General features: G+C 59.4%; 17 protein-coding genes and 1 riboswitch. Of the genes, 9 read left to right on the top strand and 8 right to left on the bottom strand.

Features of this window, described 5'->3' with window-relative positions:
• Positions 1 to 282: 282 nt before the first annotated feature.
• The 4 genes from LG31_RS0113360 to LG31_RS0113345 all read left to right on the top strand — a co-directional run bounded on the left by LG31_RS0113360 (position 283) and on the right by LG31_RS0113345 (position 5,361).
• Complete coding sequence (locus LG31_RS0113360; RefSeq protein WP_033114953.1) at positions 283 to 732, top strand: early set domain-containing protein; 450 nt, start codon at positions 283 to 285, stop codon at positions 730 to 732.
• 211 nt (positions 733 to 943) lie between these two features.
• Complete coding sequence (locus tag LG31_RS0113355) at positions 944 to 3,091, top strand: adenosylcobalamin-dependent ribonucleoside-diphosphate reductase (protein ID WP_033114952.1); 2,148 nt, start codon at positions 944 to 946, stop codon at positions 3,089 to 3,091.
• A 10-nt stretch (positions 3,092 to 3,101) separates the two neighbouring features.
• Positions 3,102 to 3,785, top strand: a complete 684-nt coding sequence (locus tag LG31_RS0113350) for a TSCPD domain-containing protein (RefSeq protein ID WP_033114951.1) — start codon at positions 3,102 to 3,104, stop codon at positions 3,783 to 3,785.
• 205 nt (positions 3,786 to 3,990) lie between these two features.
• Positions 3,991 to 5,361: a PhoH family protein gene (locus LG31_RS0113345; RefSeq protein WP_033114950.1), complete on the top strand. Its 1,371-nt coding sequence runs from the start codon at positions 3,991 to 3,993 to the stop codon at positions 5,359 to 5,361.
• 80 nt (positions 5,362 to 5,441) lie between these two features.
• On the opposite strand, the gene thiQ is transcribed toward LG31_RS0113345, so the two are convergent.
• Genes thiQ through thiB form a run of 3 tightly spaced genes read right to left on the bottom strand, consistent with a single transcriptional unit; the run spans position 5,442 to position 8,723 of the window.
• Positions 5,442 to 6,137, bottom strand: a complete 696-nt coding sequence (thiQ, locus tag LG31_RS0113340; RefSeq protein WP_033114949.1) for a thiamine ABC transporter ATP-binding protein — start codon at positions 6,135 to 6,137, stop codon at positions 5,442 to 5,444.
• Positions 6,124 to 7,767 (bottom strand): thiamine/thiamine pyrophosphate ABC transporter permease, encoded by a 1,644-nt coding sequence (gene thiP / locus LG31_RS0113335; RefSeq protein WP_050513462.1) that lies wholly within the window; start codon positions 7,765 to 7,767, stop codon positions 6,124 to 6,126. Before thiP ends, thiQ begins: the two co-directional genes overlap by 14 nt.
• Complete coding sequence (gene thiB, locus LG31_RS0113330) at positions 7,743 to 8,723, bottom strand: thiamine ABC transporter substrate binding subunit (RefSeq protein WP_033114948.1); 981 nt, start codon at positions 8,721 to 8,723, stop codon at positions 7,743 to 7,745. Before thiB ends, thiP begins: the two co-directional genes overlap by 25 nt.
• A gap of 47 nt (positions 8,724 to 8,770) precedes the next feature.
• Positions 8,771 to 8,861: riboswitch (TPP riboswitch) on the bottom strand.
• Between the two features lie 89 nt (positions 8,862 to 8,950).
• Here thiB and LG31_RS0113325 point away from each other — a divergent pair.
• Entirely contained in the window at positions 8,951 to 9,241 is a 291-nt protein-coding gene (locus LG31_RS0113325; RefSeq protein WP_033114947.1) for a PilZ domain-containing protein, read from the top strand.
• Here LG31_RS0113325 and LG31_RS0113320 read toward each other — a convergent pair.
• The 5 genes from LG31_RS0113320 to leuA form a co-directional block, all read right to left on the bottom strand.
• Entirely contained in the window at positions 9,226 to 10,152 is a 927-nt protein-coding gene (locus LG31_RS0113320) for a hypothetical protein (RefSeq protein ID WP_033114946.1), read from the bottom strand. The genes LG31_RS0113325 and LG31_RS0113320 overlap by 16 nt on opposite strands.
• Before the next feature lie 118 nt (positions 10,153 to 10,270).
• Positions 10,271 to 10,870 carry a 3-isopropylmalate dehydratase small subunit gene (leuD, locus tag LG31_RS0113315; protein WP_033114945.1) on the bottom strand — a complete coding sequence of 200 codons (600 nt, stop codon included), beginning with the start codon at positions 10,868 to 10,870 and terminating at the stop codon, positions 10,271 to 10,273.
• A gap of 12 nt (positions 10,871 to 10,882) precedes the next feature.
• Positions 10,883 to 12,280: a 3-isopropylmalate dehydratase large subunit gene (leuC, locus tag LG31_RS0113310; protein ID WP_033114944.1), complete on the bottom strand. Its 1,398-nt coding sequence runs from the start codon at positions 12,278 to 12,280 to the stop codon at positions 10,883 to 10,885.
• 33 nt (positions 12,281 to 12,313) lie between these two features.
• Positions 12,314 to 13,399 (bottom strand): 3-isopropylmalate dehydrogenase, encoded by a 1,086-nt coding sequence (gene leuB, locus LG31_RS0113305; protein WP_033114943.1) that lies wholly within the window; start codon positions 13,397 to 13,399, stop codon positions 12,314 to 12,316.
• Positions 13,396 to 14,958, bottom strand: coding sequence for a 2-isopropylmalate synthase (leuA, locus tag LG31_RS0113300; protein ID WP_033114942.1), 1,563 nt, complete (start codon positions 14,956 to 14,958; stop codon positions 13,396 to 13,398). The genes leuB and leuA overlap by 4 nt, the downstream gene beginning before the upstream one ends.
• 408 nt (positions 14,959 to 15,366) lie before the next feature.
• On the opposite strand from leuA, the gene LG31_RS0113295 reads away from it, so the two are divergent.
• The 4 genes from LG31_RS0113295 to LG31_RS21445 all read left to right on the top strand — a co-directional run bounded on the left by LG31_RS0113295 (position 15,367) and on the right by LG31_RS21445 (position 17,913).
• Positions 15,367 to 15,987: a TetR/AcrR family transcriptional regulator gene (locus LG31_RS0113295; protein ID WP_033114941.1), complete on the top strand. Its 621-nt coding sequence runs from the start codon at positions 15,367 to 15,369 to the stop codon at positions 15,985 to 15,987.
• Between the two features lie 126 nt (positions 15,988 to 16,113).
• Positions 16,114 to 16,617, top strand: a complete 504-nt coding sequence (locus LG31_RS0113290) for a phosphatase PAP2 family protein (RefSeq protein WP_033114940.1) — start codon at positions 16,114 to 16,116, stop codon at positions 16,615 to 16,617.
• Positions 16,614 to 17,723 (top strand): MJ1255/VC2487 family glycosyltransferase, encoded by a 1,110-nt coding sequence (locus LG31_RS0113285; protein ID WP_033114939.1) that lies wholly within the window; start codon positions 16,614 to 16,616, stop codon positions 17,721 to 17,723. Before LG31_RS0113290 ends, LG31_RS0113285 begins: the two co-directional genes overlap by 4 nt.
• Before the next feature lie 37 nt (positions 17,724 to 17,760).
• Complete coding sequence (locus tag LG31_RS21445; RefSeq protein WP_104015791.1) at positions 17,761 to 17,913, top strand: hypothetical protein; 153 nt, start codon at positions 17,761 to 17,763, stop codon at positions 17,911 to 17,913.
• Positions 17,914 to 18,001: the final 88 nt, after the last annotated feature.

Below are 18,001 nucleotides of genomic sequence, written 5' to 3'. Positions count from 1 at the left end.
TCGAGCGGGGTTTTTTATTATCTGAAAATTACGCCTCCTTCCCAAAAATCCTCTATTTCCGCTAACCCATTCAATCACTTCGCTTTTTAATCCTTCTCTATTCAATTTTGTCTCACCAAAACCGGAGTGATCTTGCTCTCGCCTTTTGACTTGCCCGTCCGGGGTTGGGCATAAAAAGTACAGAATGTGATGATTCTACCTTTCTTGTGATTCCGGCTCTGCTTTAATGCCTTCGTCCACATGGATGGACCAAGGAATCACAATAAATTAAGGAATAGAGACATGTTCAAAAGAACAGTAACGATGATACTGGCGGCGGGAACCCTGGTATTAGGTGGTTGTGCATCCCACAGTGGAGCAGAGCAGGCTGCTGACAATAGCGATTTTGGTGGCAAGTCCATCTATCTGCGCGGTGAGATGAACGACTGGATGGCGACCGATGCGAGCAAGGTGGTCAAGGTAGCCGACAAGCTCTACATGGCGAAAGGCACCCTCAAGAAAGAGTGGGCTCCCTACAAGTTCAAGTTTGCTGACTCTGGTTGGAGCTGTGGTACCAACTTCGGTTACAAGAGCCCGAGTGATGGTGTTGCCGTACTCGGTGGTGAGGCTGTGCCGGTCAATCCCTGTTCCAAATATGAGGATATGAAGTTCTCGCCGGATGCCGACGGGGTTTATGAGTTCTATCTGAATATGGCGGGTGATACCCCGAGCGTTTACGTCAAGAAGCCCTGATCCATGCTTGAGTGTTAAATCTCTCAGTAAATTAATCAGTTAAGTGCCCTGGCGCAGAAACCTGCTGGCCAGGGCATTTTTTTAGGATAGAATCTGCGCCCTCATGGCTGCACCATCACTATATATTGTGCTGTTTTTTTTTAATGGTGCTATTGGTTGTGTTTTCTACTACTGTCATGACGTTGATGCATTCATATAAGGTTGATTGAAAATGGCTAAATCCAACCCGGTGCTGGAGAGCGAAGCTGGCTCCCGCCTCATCCCCCTCCAGGAAACTTCCCTCGAGATCTGGGATAGCAAATATCGCCTCAAGAGCAAGGATGGGCATCCTGTCGATGGCACTATCGACGAGACCTACCAGCGCGTTGCTCGTGCGCTGGCCGAGCAGGAGCGGGAGCCGGAGTCCTGGTATGAGCCTTTCCTGTGGGCACTGCGCAATGGTGCCATTCCGGCTGGCCGGATCACCTCCAACGCCGGGGCTTTTGAGCACAAGCCTGCCACTTCAACCATCAACTGTACCGTCTCCGGCACTATCGAAGATTCGATGGACGATATCCTCGGCAAGGTGCACGAGGCGGGGCTGACCCTGAAGGCTGGCTGCGGCATCGGTTATGATTTTTCGACTCTGCGTCCACGCGGTGCTTTTGTCTCCGGTGCCGGTGCCTACACCTCAGGCCCGCTCTCCTTCATGGATATCTACGACAAGATGTGTTTCACCGTCTCGTCAGCCGGTGGCCGTCGTGGCGCCCAGATGGGCACCATGGATATCCGTCATCCTGATGTGATCGAGTTTATTCAGGCCAAGCGCGAAGATGGCCGTCTGCGCCAGTTCAACCTCTCCCTGCTGATCACCGAAGATTTCGTCAAGGCGGTGAAAGAGGATGCGCCCTGGTCGCTGATCTTCCCCTACACCGCCAAAGAGGTGGAGCAGGATGGCATTGCACTGGACGATCCTGCTCAGGTGTTTTGGGCTGACTGGCCCAACAAGGAGGGTGTTGTCTTTAACGAGCTGGGGCAGGTCGCCTGCAAGGTTTACAAGACCCTGCCGGCACGCAAGCTCTGGAACGTTATCATGACCTCCACCTATGACTATGCAGAGCCCGGTTTCATCCTGATCGACAAGGTCAACCAGATGAATAACAACTGGTTCTGTGAGGAGATCCGCGCGACCAACCCCTGTGGCGAACAGCCTTTGCCGCCTTATGGCGCCTGCCTGCTGGGTTCGGTCAACCTGACCCGCTTCGTTCGCGATCCCTTCACCGACAAGGCTGCTTTCGACTGGACTGCATTTCGCAAGGTGGTGGCCATCTTTACCCGCATGCTCGACAACGTGGTGGAGATCAACCAGCTGCCATTGGCCAAGCAACGCGAGGAGATCATCAACAAGCGCCGCCACGGCATGGGCTTCCTGGGGCTTGGCTCGACCCTTACCATGCTGCAGATCAAGTACGGTTCTGCCGCGTCCGTCGCCTTTACCGAGCAGGTATCCCAAGAGCTGGCGATGACCGGCTGGCAGGAGTCCCTGCGTCTGGCCAAGGAGAAAGGCTCTGCCCCCATCATGGAGCAGGAGTTTGAAGTGACTGGCAAGATGCTGCGTCTGCGTCCCGAAATGGCTGCAGATGGCATCAAGGTGGGTGACAAGGTGAAGGGCAAGGTGCTGCATGCGCGCTACAGCCGCTATATGCAGCAGGTTGCCGAAGTGGATCCTGCGCTGGTCGCCGAGCTGGCCGAAGTGGGCGGGCGTTTCACCCACCACTGCAGTATTGCACCGACCGGCACGATTTCGCTGTCACTGGCCAACAACGCCAGCAATGGCATCGAGCCGAGTTTTGCCCACCACTACAGCCGCAACGTCATCAAGCCGGGCAAGAAGAGCAAGGAGAGCGTGGATGTCTACTCCTTCGAGCTGCTGGCCTATCGCGAGCTGGTGAACCCGTCCGCCATGCCGTATGCCGATGATGAGGCGAGCCGTCTGCCGGACTACTTCATTACTGCTGATGACATCACCCCGGCGCAGCATGTGGACATTCAGGCGGCGGCCCAGCGCTGGATCGACTCCTCCATCTCCAAGACCGCCAACGTGCCGACCGATTTCCCGTTCGAGCAGTTCAAGGACATCTACATGTATGCCTCGGACTCCGGCCTCAAGGGCTGCACCACCTTCCGCTTCAATCCGGAGGCCTTCCAGGGCGTGCTGGTGAAGGAGAAGGATCTGGAGAACACCCTGTACGATTTCACCCTGGAGGATGGCTCCGTCATCTCCGTCAAGGGGAACGAAGAGATCGAATACGATGGCGAGCTGCACACTGCCGCCAACCTCTACGACGCCTTGAAAGAAGGCTATTACGGTAAATTCTGAGAACGACATTATGGTCAAGAAGATCGACAAGAAAATCGTCGCCTACAAGGTGCGTACCAAGGATGAGCCGCAAGAAGAGCTGGCCCCGCAGGATGACGTGGTGCACATGCATGAAACCGTGCTGCGTCCGGAGCGACTGATGGGCACCACCTACAAGCTGAAAACGCCGGAGCATGTCTCCGAGCACTCGTTGTTCATCACCATCAACGACATCATTCTCAACGAGGGCACGGTTCACGAGACTCGCCGTCCATTCGAGATCTTCATCAACTCCAAGAGCCTGGAACACTACCAGTGGATCGTGGCGCTGACCCGCATCATCTCCGCCGTATTCCGCAAAGGAGGGGATGTGACCTTCCTGGTGGAGGAGCTGCGTTCCGTGTTTGATCCCAAGGGCGGTTACTGGAACAAGGGCAAGTACGTTCCATCGCTGATCGCCGAAATTGGCAACGTGATCGAGAGCCATCTCACCGAGATCGGCATGCTCAAGGCAACCGGGCTGGACGAGCATCAGCAGGCGTTTCTGGCCGAGAAACAGGCCGAGTTGAAAGCCGCCCAGGAGGCCGAAGAGCAACAGGCTGGCAGCGGTTTCCCGGCCAATGCGGCGCTCTGCTACAAGTGCCACACCAAGGCGCTGGTGCTTAAGGATGGCTGCATGACTTGCCTCAATTGCGGCGACTCCAAATGTGGTTAATCCGCTAGATAAATAAAAAGACCGGCCCGATGGCCGGTTTTTTATTGCTGCTTTTCTGTTCGAACGATTCTGGCGATGCAAGTGATTTGTTGCGTGATAGTAAAATCGAGCGTAGCGTTGAAGGTAATAAAACTGTCACGGCCGTGTGGTTTCAATGACATCCGAGATTCACACACGTGGCCCTTCAGTGCCAAGGAGGATGCTTATGGACAATACGGACCGAAAGCTGTTTATCCTGGATACCAACGTTCTGCTTCACGAACCCCTCGCTATCTACTCCTTCAAAGAGCACGACGTGCTCATCCCCATGACGGTGCTGGAAGAGCTCGATAACATCAAGGATCGCCACAAGGATGTCAGCCGCGATGCGCGGGTAGCTATCCGTGCGCTGGAAGATGTGTTCCGCGATGCGACTCCGGAGCAGATTGCGCAAGGAGTACCGCTGGCCGGTGAGGCGAGCGGTCATATCTGCATTTTCAGCGATCACCATCTGCCGCAGGATGCCGAGGTGTTCACCGACAAGGAGGCCGACAACCGCATCATCAACGCGGCCCTCTATCTGCAGAAGCATGAGTTGAAGCGTCAGGTGGTGCTGGTCACCAAAGACATCAACATGCGCCTCAAGGCCAAAGGTGCCGGTCTTGCCCACGTCGAGGATTATCGCAGCGACCAGCTGATCGACGATATCCGCCTGCTGGCCAAGGGCTTTCAGGTGGTGCCCGGCAGCTTCTGGGAGCGCGTCGGCGAGTGCGAGAGCGAGACCCACGGCCGCGACACCATCCATGTGATCGATGCCAATTTGCTGGAAGGTGTTCACGTCAATCAGTACCTGATCGACGAGGAGAACTTCTTCGCCGCCCGGGTGCTCAGCCACGATGGCCAGAAGATCCGCATCAAGGATCTGGGCCGTGAGCGACTGATGTCCCGCAAGGCGTGGGGTGTACATCCCAAGAACGTCTATCAGGGGATGGCGCTGGATGCACTGCTGGATCCGCACATCGATCTGGTGATCCTGACCGGCCCGGCCGGTTGCGGCAAAACCTTGCTGGCGATGGCTGCTGCGCTGGAGCTGGTGATCGAGAAGGGGATCTACGAGAAGGTGATCGTCACTCGGAATACCCCGGAAATTGCTGAAAGCATCGGCTTCCTGCCCGGTACCGAGGAGGAGAAGATGATGCCCTGGCTGGCGGCGGTAACCGACACCCTGGAGGTGCTGCACAAGCAGGACGAGAACATGAGCGGCTCGCTCAGCTACATCATGGAGAAGGCCAACATCCAGTTCAAATCGGTCAACTTTATGCGCGGGCGCAGCATCCAGAACACCTTCGTGCTGCTGGATGAGTGCCAGAACCTGACGGCTTCCCAGATCAAGACCATCATTACCCGTTGCGGCGAGGGCACCAAGATCGTCTGCTCTGGCAACCTGGCCCAAATCGACTCCAACTACCTGAGCCCGGTGACCTCGGGTCTGACCTACATAGTCGAGCGTTTCAAGGATTTTGACGGCAGTGCCAACATCTTCCTCAACGGGGTGGTACGCAGCCGACTGGCTTCGTTCGCCGAGGAGAACCTCTGATTTCACCCGATATGTTTGCATTAAAAGGGGAGGCCAATCGGCCTCCCCTTTTTGATCCCGGCGCAGTCTTGGGCCAAGGGCTATTGACCCAGATAGCGCAGCAGCCCCGGGTGGTTGCAGTGTTGCAGAATATCCGGCTTTCCCTGCAGGGCGATGCGGCCCTCGTCTACAAAGAGCACCTGATCGGCAATCAGCAGGGCATCTTCCGGATTGTGGGAGACCATCAGTACGGTAATGCCCTGCTCGCAGGCGAGGCGGGCCACTTCCGCCAGCATCTCTCGGCGCAGGGCGGGATCGAGGGCCGAGAAGGGTTCATCCAGCAGCAGCAGCGGTTTGCCCCGCACCAGTGCACGGGCCAGCCCGACCCGCTGCTGCTGGCCGCCGGAGAGCTGTTCAGGCAGGCGGTTTAGCATCTCGCCGAGACCAACCCGTGCGGCTGCATCGATCACTTGTGCTCGCTGGGTTGCACTCAGGCGCAGACCCGGGTGCAAGCCGATGGCGATATTGTCGAACACCGACAGGTGCAGGAACAGGTTGTGATCCTGAAACAGGGTGGTGACTGGCCGCTCGGCCGGGCCCAGCGGCAACAGATCTTCGCCATCGAAGCTGAGGCCGCCCGACTCCACCGGCACGAAACCGGCGATCATCCCGAGCAGGGTCGACTTGCCTGCGCCGCTTGGGCCAATCAGTGCGGTGATCTCCCCCTTGGGCAGCTTCGCGCTGAAGCTGACGTGCCAGTCGGGGTAGCTGGTCACCAGCGTATCAATGTTCAGCATGTTTTCCTCCAAGCCCCCGTTCAACCAGCCAGAACAGAGAGAAACAGAGTGTCAGCAGCAGCAGGGCGGTGGCGGCTGCCTCGGTCAATCGATAGCTGCCGAGCTGCTGGTAGAGCAGCCAGGGCAGGGTGGTGAGCTCCTGGCTGCCAAACATGGCGATGGCACCGAGATCCCCCAATGAGAGGATCATCGACAGTGCCATCGCCAGCGCCAACGGACGGCGCAACAGCGGCCACTCCACCAGTCGCAGGCGGTGCAGACCACGTACCCCCAGGCTGTCCGCCAGCCGGTCATACTGGCGCACTACCAGCTGCATGGGGGCGGAGAGGGTGCGCAGCACATAGGGTAGCGCCATCAGGGCGTTGACCAGCACCACCAGCCAGGGCCCGAGGGCGAACACGTCGGCAAAGGGCATAAACAGGATGAAGAGACCGGTAGAGAGCACCACGGCCGGGATCATCAGGATCACCGAACCGCTGGCCTCCCACAGGGTGGCAGCTCGTCGCTTGCGAGCCCGCACCCGCAGATGACGGCTGGTGAGCAGCAGCGCGCCGCCGAGCAGGGTGGCCAAGGCACCAGCCGCCAATGCAATCAGCAGCGACTGACCGCTTGCCTGCCACAGCTTGGCGGAAGTGAGCGCCGTCAGCAGGCCGGGGTGGAGGCCGGCGACGACGATGGCCAGCAGCGGTGGCAGAAAGATGGCGAGGCCGATACAGAGCGAGAAGAGGTCTACCACGGCCGTGCCCGGCTGATGGCGATCCGGCCGCAGGCAGGGACGACGGGGAGTCACCCGACTGGCTGGAGTAGTCTGCAGCTTGTGCTGCAGGAGCAGCAGGGTGGCGGTCAGGATCAGCTGTACCAGCGCCAGCCCACCTGCGGTGGCGAGATCGAAGTCAAAGCGCAGCGCCTGATAGACGGCCACCTCCAGCGTGGTGGATTTCGGCCCGCCGCCCAACGCCAGCACGGTAGTGAAGCTGGTGAAGCAGAGCATGAAGATGAGGCTGGCAAGCCCTGGCAATATGCCGCGAATGAGCGGCCACTCCAGTAGCCGGAAGATATGGGATGAGCGCATGCCGAGCTGGCTGGCAAGGCGCCAGCTCGATTCGGGGATGCTCTCGATGCTCTGCAGGATGAGACGTGCCGCCAGCGGCATGTTGAAGAAGATATGGGCCAGCAGAATGCCGAACAGGCCGTAGAGATAGTTGCCGGGATCCAGCCCCAAGCTGCGCAGCAGTTGCGGCAGCCACCCCTGTTTGCCATGTACCGCCACGATGCCGAAGATGGCGATGATGACCGGCAGTACCAGCGAGAGGCCAAACAACTTGATCAGCAGAGTGCGGCCAACGAAGCGGCGCCGCGCCAACGCGCGGGCCACCGGAATGGCGAGCCCCAGGCTCAGCAGGGTGGAGAGCAACGCCTGCCAGAGGCTGAAGCCCAGCACATGGCGCAGATAGGGGTCTGCCAGCAGAGTGCGCGGCGCCAGCGAACCGGCCTGCCACAGCAGGGCCGCCAGTGGCCCGAGGGACAACAGCAGGATCAGCAGGGTGGCTGCACTTCCCGGCAGCCACCAGAGGGGACGATCCTGTTGCTTCAGAGCGAGCTGACTCACTGGGCGACGGCTTGCAGCCATTCGCGGATCCACCCTTTGCGATTGGCGGCCACCTCATCGGCATTGAAGGCGAGCGGCTTGCTGACGGTGATCATCTGCTCGAAGCCCTTGGGTAGCGGCGTGTCGATGACCGGATACATCCAGTTGCCGGTCGGGATCTCGTTCTGGAAGGCGGGGCTCACCATGAACTGCAGGAACTGGTCAGCCAGCTTCTCCTGTTTGGCGCTCTTCAGCTTGGCGGCCACTTCCACTTGACGGTAGTGCCCCTCTTCAAACGCCGCAGCCTGATACTGGGGCTTGTTCTCGGCAATCAAGTGATAGGCGGGTGAGGTGGTGTAGGAGAGCACCATGTCCGCTTCGCCATCGAGGAACATGCCATAGGCCTCGGACCACCCCTTGGTGACGGTGACCGTCTTCTTGGCCAGCTTGGCCCAGGCTTCAGGAGCCTTTTCACCATAGACAGACTTCATCCACAGCATCAGCCCCTGCCCCGGGGTAGAGGTACGGGGATCCTGATAGATCACCTTGAGATCGGGGCGTTCCACCAGCTCTTTCAGGCTCTTGGGCGGGGTCTTGAGCTTGCTCTTGTCGTAGACGAAGGCGAAGTAGCCGTAGTCGTAGGGGACAAAGGTGTCATCCTGCCAGCCACCCGGCACCTTGATGCCATCCAGCTTGGCGGGATGGGGGGCGAACAGGCCGCTCTGCTTGGCTTCACTGATAAGTGCATCGTCCAGCCCCAGCACCAGGTCGGCCTTGCTGTGCTTGCCCTCCAGTCGCAACCGGTTGAGGATGGCGACGCCATCTTCGAGGGGAACCAGATTGAGGGTACAGCCGCACTCTTTCTCGAAGGCCTGTTTGATCTTGGGACCGGGTCCCCAGTCGGCGGTGAAGGAGCTGTAGGTGTAGACGGTGAGGGTGTCGGCAGCGAAAGCCTGAGCCGAGAGCAGGCTGGTGGCGACCAGTAGCAGGGTTTTCATCAAGGGCACTCCATTATGAGGTGCCAGCGGATGAGGGCGCAAAAAATGAGCGCCGTGCCTCAAATTCCTCCGCCAGCATTATCTGGATCAGGTTCACGGGTATAATCTCAGCGGTAAACCGCACCCCGTTTGAGAAACGCACCGCATTGTATTAACGTTCTTTTGGGTAGACCAGCACAATTGTGCGTTGCCCATGAGATGATTCCCACTCAACAGAGGATCTTCGCGTGCTTACCAGTACCAAGGAAAGGCGTGCTTTTGCACGTATGGTCATCAATGCTCCGGTTACCGTCTATCAGCAGCATCAGGTACTGGAGGGCATCTGTCGGGATCTCAGTGCCAACGGCATGGGGATCTCGGTGGTGGAACACCAGCTTGATACAACCCAGCCGATCCGGATCAGCCTCGCAACCAACAACAACCTGCTTCCCCCTTTCGAAGCCCATGCCCGGATCATTCGGGTGTTGGAGGAGGAGACAGGATTGCTGCTGGCGGTGGAGTTTCAGCCTTTGGGCTGAACCGGTTGCACACTCAACTGCTTGCCATCGACCAGCGTTTTGCTGGTCGATGCTATTTGGCCAGCCGGTAATGCGGCAGGGCCGGTAGGTTCGAGCAGCAGATAAGATTGTCCCTGCCAGCTGATGGTGGCATCACCCGGTTTGGCGGGCAGGTCGACCGCCAGCATAGCGTGGCCTGGGATAAAGACCATGGCCTGTTTCAATTCGGGAAAGAGTTGGGCCAGCAGGGCGGCCATCAGGGTCACCTTGCTGTCGCAATCGCCGCGGTTCTGTTCCAGCACCTGACGGGGAGTGAGAAACCCCTTGCCCTGCCGTCCGTTCAGACTGTCCAGCTGCTGGTAGGGGATGCTCTGGATAAAGGCGAGCATCTCGGCCACGGTTTTCTGGCGCGCCTCGGGTTCACTGCTCCCCTGCTGTTTCAACTGCTCAGCCAGCGGCGCCAAAGTGCTGCGGCTCTCCAACGCAATGCGAACATGGTCCTGCTTCACCGCCAGCTGGCCATCCGGTGGCGTGAAGTACTGGAAGTAGTGTTTGGTCAGCCACGCCTGCTCCTCTTTGCCCCGTTGCGCTTCCAGCCAGGCCATGGCCTCTTTGGCTTTATCCTGATTGTGACTTTTCAGATGCAGTTCAAGGGAGGGGCGGGAGAGGGTAAACTGCACCTCGGGGTAGTTCTCGCGTACCCCGCGCAGCAGGGTCTGCAGTACCTCCTCCTCCATCCGAGCCGGACGATAGGCGATAAGGGGCGGCAGTTTGCCCGGCTCCAGCCGATAGGTGAGCTGGCGGGGTTTGCCTGCGCTATCTTGCCAGCCGACGTTGATCTGGCCGAGGCTGTTGGTGAAGTAGGTCTGGGCGGCTGCAACCGGCAGCGCCAGCAAAGTGCAGAGCAAAAGTATCGCCGTCGTTCTCTTCATCGTCCTTATCCTGTCTTGAGGCCGCATCCCTGGCCTGTCTGGTGAAGTGCATTGTCGGAAACAAAAGAGGGAGCCGAAGCTCCCTGTTGATTCTACTCGTTTTTTTGCAACTGGCGCGTTAAATCCAGCTCGGCTGCTTCGTCTCAAAGGCGCTGATGGCGGCCTCGTGCTGGAGTGTCAGACCGATGGCATCCAGCCCGTTCAGCAGGCAGTAACGACGGAACTCGTCGATCTCGAAACCGAAGCTGAGCTCACCGGCGCGCACCTGATTCGCTTCCAGATCCACTTCAATCTGGATGCCCGGCTTGGCGGCCACCAGCTGGAACAGGGCCTCGACCTCATCCTCCTTCAGGCGCACCGGTACCATGCCGTTGTTGATGGCGTTGCCGTAGAAGATGTCGGCAAAGCTCGGGGCAATGATGGTCTTGAAGCCGTAGTCCGCCAGCGCCCAGGGGGCGTGCTCGCGGCTCGAGCCACAGCCGAAGTTCTCGCGGGCCAGCAGGATGCTGGCACCGCCGAATTGCGGCTGGTTGAGCACAAACTCGGGGTTGGGCTGCTGGCCGGCATCGTCCAGAAAGCGCCAGTCGTGGAACAGGTGCTTGCCAAAACCGATGCGGTTGACCTTCTGCAAAAACTGCTTGGGAATGATGGCGTCGGTGTCGACGTTGGCGCTGTCGAGGGGGACGACGATCCCTTTATGTTGTTTGAATCCTGTCATCACTCTTTCCTCTTACAGTGCGCGAATGTCGGCGAAGCGGCCGGTGACGGCGGCAGCCGCGGCCATGGCCGGGCTCACCAGATGAGTGCGGCCGGCGCGGCCCTGACGCCCTTCGAAGTTGCGGTTGCTGGTGGAGGCGCAGCGCTCCCCCGGTTGCAGCCGGTCGTTGTTCATAGCCAGACACATGGAGCAGCCGGGCAGGCGCCACTCAAAGCCCGCTTCGATGAAGATCTTGTCGAGACCCTCAGCTTCGGCCTGTGCCTTCACCTGCTCGGAGCCCGGCACCACCAGCGCCTGTACACCGGCTGCCACCTTGCGACCGCGAGCGATGGCGGCTGCGGCACGCAGATCCTCGATGCGGCTGTTGGTGCACGAGCCGATGAACACCTTGTCGATGGCGACATCGGAGAGTTTCTGGCCCGGCTGCAGGTCCATGTAGGCGAGCGCCTTGCGGGCGGACTGCTGCTCCATCAGATCGCTGAAGGATTCCGGTGCCGGAATGGGGTCATTGACGGCAATCACCTGCCCCGGGTTGGTACCCCAGGTGACCTGCGGGGCGATGCCGGCGGCGTCCAGCACTACCTCTGCATCGAAACGGGCACCTTCATCGCTCTTGAGGCTCTGCCAGTAGGCGATAGCCTGCTCCAGCGCCTCGCCCTTGGGGGCAAACTCCTTGCCACGGATGTAGTCGATGGTGGTCTGGTCGGGGGCAATCATCCCCGCCTTGGCGCCGAGCTCGATGGCCATGTTGCACACCGTCATCCGCCCTTCCATGGTGAGCCCTTCGATGGCTTCGCCAGCGAACTCCACCACGTAGCCAGTACCACCGGCGTGGCCGACCTTGCCTATGATGGCCAGCACCACGTCCTTGGCGCTAATGCCCTCGGCCAGTTTTCCGTTGACCGAAATCCGCATGGTCTTGGCGCGACCCTGTTTCAGGGTCTGGGTCGCCATCACATGCTCCACCTCGGAGGTGCCGATACCGAACGCCAGCGAACCGAAGGCGCCGTGAGTGGCGGTGTGGGAGTCACCGCAGACGATAGTGGTGCCGGGCAGGGTAATGCCGAGCTCGGGGCCCATCACATGGACGATCCCCTGATATTTGTGGTTGAGATCGTAGAGGCGAACCCCGAACTCCTTGCAGTTGGCGGCCAGCGTCTCCATCTGGATGCGGGCCATCTCGCCGGAGGCGGAGATGTCCTTGGTGGTGGTGGAGACGTTGTGATCCATGGTGGCCCAGGTCAGGTCCGGGCGGCGCAGCTGGCGGTTCATGGCGCGCAGGCCATCGAATGCCTGCGGGCTGGTCACTTCATGTACCAGATGGCGGTCGATGTAGATGAGGGGCGTTTCCCCTTCCACTTCCCGTACCACGTGGGCGTCGAATACTTTCTGATAGAGGGTCTTGGCCATTGCTTCTCTCTTCCTTGTTATCTGTTCTTCAGCTCAGATCCGGGCGGCGATCTGGTCGCCCATGGTGGCTGTGCTCTGCACCGGATGGCGGGCGCTGGCCTGATGCAGATCGGCGGTGAAGTAACCCTCGGCCAGAGTCTGTGCCACGGCCTGCTCGATGGCCTGGGCGGCAGCTTCCTGGCCCAGGCTGTAACGCAGCATCAGGGCGGCAGAGAGGATCTGGGCGATGGGGTTGGCTATCCCTTTGCCGGCGATATCCGGTGCTGAGCCGCCGGCCGGTTCGAACAAGCCGAAACCTGATTCGTTGAGGCTGGCAGAGGGGAGCAGCCCCATGGAGCCGGTGATCATGGCGCACTCGTCGGAGAGGATGTCACCAAACAGGTTGGAGCAGAGCAGCACGTCGAACTGGGACGGATCCTTGATGAGCTGCATGGTCGCGTTGTCGATGTACATATGGTTCAGTTCGACGTCGGGATAATCCTTGGCGACTTGCGTCACCACCTCGCGCCACAGAATGGAGGAGGCGAGTACGTTGGCCTTGTCGATGGAGGTGACCTTGCCACGGCGCACACGAGCCGACTCGAAGGCGATCTTGGCGATGCGCTCGATTTCGAAGCGATGGTACACCTCGGTATCGAACGCCTTTTCTGTGGGGCCTTCTCCTTCACGCCCTTTGGGCTGGCCGAAGTAGATGCCACCGGTCAGCTCGCGCACACAGGCGATGTCAAAACCGCGATCGGAGATATCGGCGCGCAGGGGCGAGAACTGCTCCAGACCGGTGTAGATGCGGGCTGGGCGCAGGTTGCAGAACAGTTTGAAGTGAGCGCGCAGGGGCAGCAGGGCACCACGCTCCGGCTGATCGTTGGGTGGCAGATGTTCCCATTTCGGGCCGCCGACCGAACCGAACAGCACGGCATCGGATGCTTCGCAACCAGCGATGGTGCTCTGCGGCAGCGGGGTGCCATGGTTGTCGATGGCAATGCCGCCCACATCAAAGTGCTGATAGTCGAGGGAGAAGCCGAATTTGGCCTGTACTTTTGCCAGCACCTTGACGGCCTCGGCCATCACTTCCGGGCCAATGCCGTCACCCGGCAATACTGCGATCCGATAACTGCTCATACTGTCTCCGTCTTGATTGTGTTATTGCGTTCCATCTGCTCGGCGACCTGATCGGCGCGCCAGATGCTGTTGATGACATGCAGCAGGGCATGGGCTGAGGATTCGATGATGTCGGTGGCCAGCCCCATGCCGTGGAATTTGCGGCCTTTGTATTCGGCGACGATATCGACCTGACCGAGGGCATCTTCCCCTTCGCCCTTGCTCTTGAGGGCATATTTGTCGATGCGGATCTCGTAGCCGGTGATGCGATTGATGCATTGGTAGACCGCATCCACCGGGCCGTTGCCGGTGGCGGCCTCACTGACCAGCTCGCCACCCACCTTGAGCTTGACCGAGGCGGTCGCCATCACCGAGCTGCCACTCTGCACCCCGAGGTACTCCAGCTTGAAGTGCTCAGGCTCCTCGTGGATCTGGCTGAAGAAGGCGAGAGCTTCGAGGTCGTAGTCAAACACCTGACCCTTCTTGTCGGCCAGGGTGAGGAACTTGGCGTAGAGATGGTCGAGGTCGTAGCTGCTCTCGGCGTAGCCCATGGACTCCATCCGGTGTTTGATGACGTGGCGACCGGAGCGGGAGGTCATGTTGAGGTTGTTCTGGGTCAGGCCAATGCTCTCGGGGGTGATGATTTCATAGGTGTTTTTCGCCTTGAGCACGCCATCCTGATGGATGCCGGAGCTGTGGGAGAAGGCGTTGGCACCGACGATCGCCTTGTTGGGCTGTACCGGCATGTTGCAGAGCTGGCTGACCAGCGTGCTGGTGCGATGAATTTCGCTGTGACGGATGTTGGTGTGCACCCCGAGCAGATCGGCGCGGGTTTTCAGGATCATCGCCACCTCTTCCAGCGAGCAGTTGCCCGCCCGCTCGCCGATGCCGTTGATGGTGCACTCGATCTGGCGAGCCCCCATCTGCACGGCGCCGATGGAGTTGGCCACCGAGAGCCCCAGATCGTCGTGGCAGTGGACCGAGATGATGGCCTTGTCGATGTTGGGTACCCGGTTGAACAGGGTGTGGATGATGCCGGAGAACTCGGTCGGCACCGTGTAGCCGACGGTATCCGGAATATTGATGGTGCGGGCGCCCGCCTTGATGGCGGCCTCCACCATGCGGCAGAGGTTATCGATGGGGGTGCGGCCCGCATCCTCGCAGGAGAACTCCACATCATCGGTGTAGCGCAGCGCATGCTTGATGGCACTGGTGCCCATCTCCAGCACATCCTCGAAGCTCTTTTTCAGCTTGCTCTCCACATGGATGGAGGAGGTGGAGATGAAGGTGTGGATGCGAAAGGCGTCGGCAACCCGCAAGGCCTCACCGGCGGCATCGATATCCTTGGGCAGGGCGCGGGCCAGGGCGCAGACCCGGCTGTTCTTGATATGGCGGGCGATGGTCTGCACCGAGTGAAAATCGCCGGGAGAGGAGACCGGGAAGCCTACCTCCATGACGTCGACACCGAGCCGCTCCAGCGCCTGGGCAATCTGCAGCTTCTCCTTGACTGTCAAACTGGCCGCCAGGGCCTGCTCACCATCACGCAAGGTAGTATCGAATATGATGACCCGATCTGACATGTGACTTCCCTCTTCCTAAGTTCAGTGACGTGCATCCTGCGGCGGCATAAAAAAACCCGTGCAGGGTGCACGGGTTTTTGTAAATTCCGGCTATGCCTTAGCCCGGCTACAAGGATCCCGCGCGAGTTAACGCGATTAGGGAGATTAGTAGTAGCGGGGCGGCAATACGCATGACGTTGTTGTCCTTGCAGTCGATAACGCCTTTACCAATATCGAGATTTTTATGCTGTGTCAACACGCGCAGTCAGGGGAAATCTGCTGAGATATTTAATCGGATTGTAAAGGATTGCAAATTTCCTTGTCCCATATTCGGCTCATGACGGATTATCTGGTCATTCCTGCTGTGCTCTCTATCTCTGCACAACCAGATCGACTTATCAGCATTGGCTGAATTTTCTGAGGTGTTAAATGGAAAAACGTAGACCAGGTCGTCCGGTCGGACGTTCTGACATTCGTGACAAGTTGCTTGCTGCCGCCCGTGAGCGTTTTCTCAATACTCCCTATAGCAAGGTAACTACACGCGAAATCGCGGAGCTGGCTGGCTCCAACTTGGCGATGATCCACTACTACTTCGGCAGTAAAGAGGGTCTGTACAAGGCGGTGCTGGGTGATGTGGCCGAGCCCCTCGACCATGCCTGGCAAGATGAGCACAGCAACCACAGCCTCAACGAGCTGCTCAACACCTACTATCAGGTGATGGCGCCCAACAGCGAGCTGACCTCCGCTATCTCCAGCGCATTGTCGACCGAGAAGAGCCCGGGGCGGGATTTTGTGCTGAGCCGCCTGCTGGAACGTCAGCTGCCGCAGTTCGACGCCCTGCTGGAAACCATGAAAACCAACGGCGAGCTGGGTGACAATCTAGATCCCGAGATGCTGAAGATCTCCTTCCTCAGCATGATGTGGCAGCCGTTCGTGATGAAAGATCTCTACGAACAGGTATTTGGCCTGAAAGTGGACGAACAGTTCATGGCTCGTCTGGCGGATCACAACTGCCGCCTGATGGAGACCGGTTTGCGCGGCAATCACTGATAACCGCACAACCCATCGATTAAAAAGGGCCGTTTGGCCCTTTTTTCATAAATCTGTTATCCCCCGTTCAACACCCTGTCATCCCGCCTCCCTACTCTGCAACGAGATCTCGGGGAAGGAGGGATTATGAACAAGATCCAGCAATGGGACCTGCAGGTATGCCGGGTCTGTCTGCTGCACACCTACAGCCGGCAGCAAGCCAGGGTGAGTCGCCTTGTCTCCTGTACCGGTGACGGCCCGCTTTACGCCGTGTTGGCCGCCCTGCTCTGGTGGCAGGGGGAGAGTGAACGCGAGCTGGTGAAGCTGGCATTGCTCGCCTTTGCCATCGAACTGCCGCTCTATCTGCTGCTGAAAAACAGCCTGAAACGGCAGCGGCCAGTCGGTTTGCCGGTCTTTATCACCCCGTCCGATCGTTACAGCCTTCCCTCCGGCCATACCGCAGCCGCCTTCTTGATGGCCACCATACTGGCGACCGGCTTTCCGCTCTGGGCGCCCATGCTGTTTGGCTGGGCGGCGCTGGTGGGGGCATCCCGGCTGCTGCTCGGGGTTCACTACCTGAGCGATCTGGTAGCTGGCGCCCTGCTGGGTGGCGGCTGCGCCCTGATGGCCCTCTGCTGGAGTCAGGGATGAAGATACTGTTTGGCGTGCAAGGCACCGGCAACGGCCATATCAGCCGCAGCCGCACTTTGGCCAGGGCGCTGCGAGCGGCCGGGGTCGAGGTGGATTATCTCTTCAGCGGGCGACCCGCCGACCGCTATTTTGATATGGAGGAGTTCGGGGAGTACCGCACCTTTGCCGGGCTCACTTTCGTCAGCCGCGAGGGGCGGGTTTCGCCGTGGCGTACCCTGCAGGCGGCGTCGCCGATCGTCTTCTGGCGGGATCTGCAAAGGCTCGACTGCCACGGGTACGATTTGGTGGTGAGCGATTTTGAGCCGCTGACCGCCCATGCCGCCCGCCGCTGCGGTATCCCGAGCCTTACCGTCAGTCATCAGGCCAGCTTTAACTGGCCGATCCCCCGCTGGGGTGAAGATGGCTTGAGTCGCCAGCTGATGCGCTACTTTGCGCCGGTCAATCAGCCGCTCGGGCTGCACTGGTTTCACTTCGGTCAGCCGATTTTGCCACCGGTGATCGATCCTGTTCGGGTGATGCCTGATAACGGCGAGATCCTGGTTTATCTGCCGTTCGAGCAGACCGAGGCGATCGCCGCCCTGTTGTCGCGCTTTGGCCAGCAGCGCTTTGTCTGCTTTCACCCAGCCATTCGCAGCCCGAGCCAGTGGCGCAACCTGCGCTTTGAGCCCCCCTCGCGCCCTGCTTTTCTGACGGTGCTGGCCGGTTGTCGCGGCGTCATCTCCAATGCCGGCTTCGAGCTCGCCTCCGAGGCGCTCAGTCTCGGTAAGAAGCTGCTGGTCAAGCCCCTTGGCGGCCAGTTCGAGCAGCTGACCAATGGCAAAACTCTGGAGATGATGGGGCTGGCGACCCTGATGGATTACCTCGATGCCAATCTGGTGCGCCGCTGGCTCGACAGCGCCTCGCCGGGGACTGTCTGCTACCCCGATGTGGCGCGGGAGCTGGCCAGCTGGCTGGCAGCAGGGGCCGAGGAGAGCATCTCCTCTTTGTCACGTCGGCTCTGGGGGAGGACGCTTTTTCCCGAAGAGGTGAGCGATCGCCTGAGCGAGCTGGAGGGTGGTGAAGGTTTGTCTGGCTGCTGGTTATCGCAAGTGAGCGCGGTTGACTAGACTGAAAGGCGATCCCACCAAGGAGAGGATGGAGCAAATGCGCTTTACCAATGAAAACGGCGAAGTCATGAACCTGGCTGACAATCTCACCCTGCACGAGCTGCTCGATATGGGTGTCAGCATCTCGGTCAGTGAAGAGACCGATCCGGATCAGCAGATCTGGTTGGCCGAGCCGGAAGATGACCACTAGATCGCTCTGCTGCCACAAAGCCCGCCCCTGTCGGCGGGCTTTTTTATTGCCGTTTTTTCACCTGCCAGCACAATTCTCTGCCTATCAG

It is taken from the genome of Aeromonas lacus, from assembly GCF_000764665.1.
Classification (GTDB): Bacteria; Pseudomonadota; Gammaproteobacteria; order Enterobacterales; family Aeromonadaceae; genus Aeromonas; species Aeromonas lacus.
Note: the sequence above shows the minus strand (reverse complement) of the source record. Positions and strands in the feature narration are given on the sequence as shown.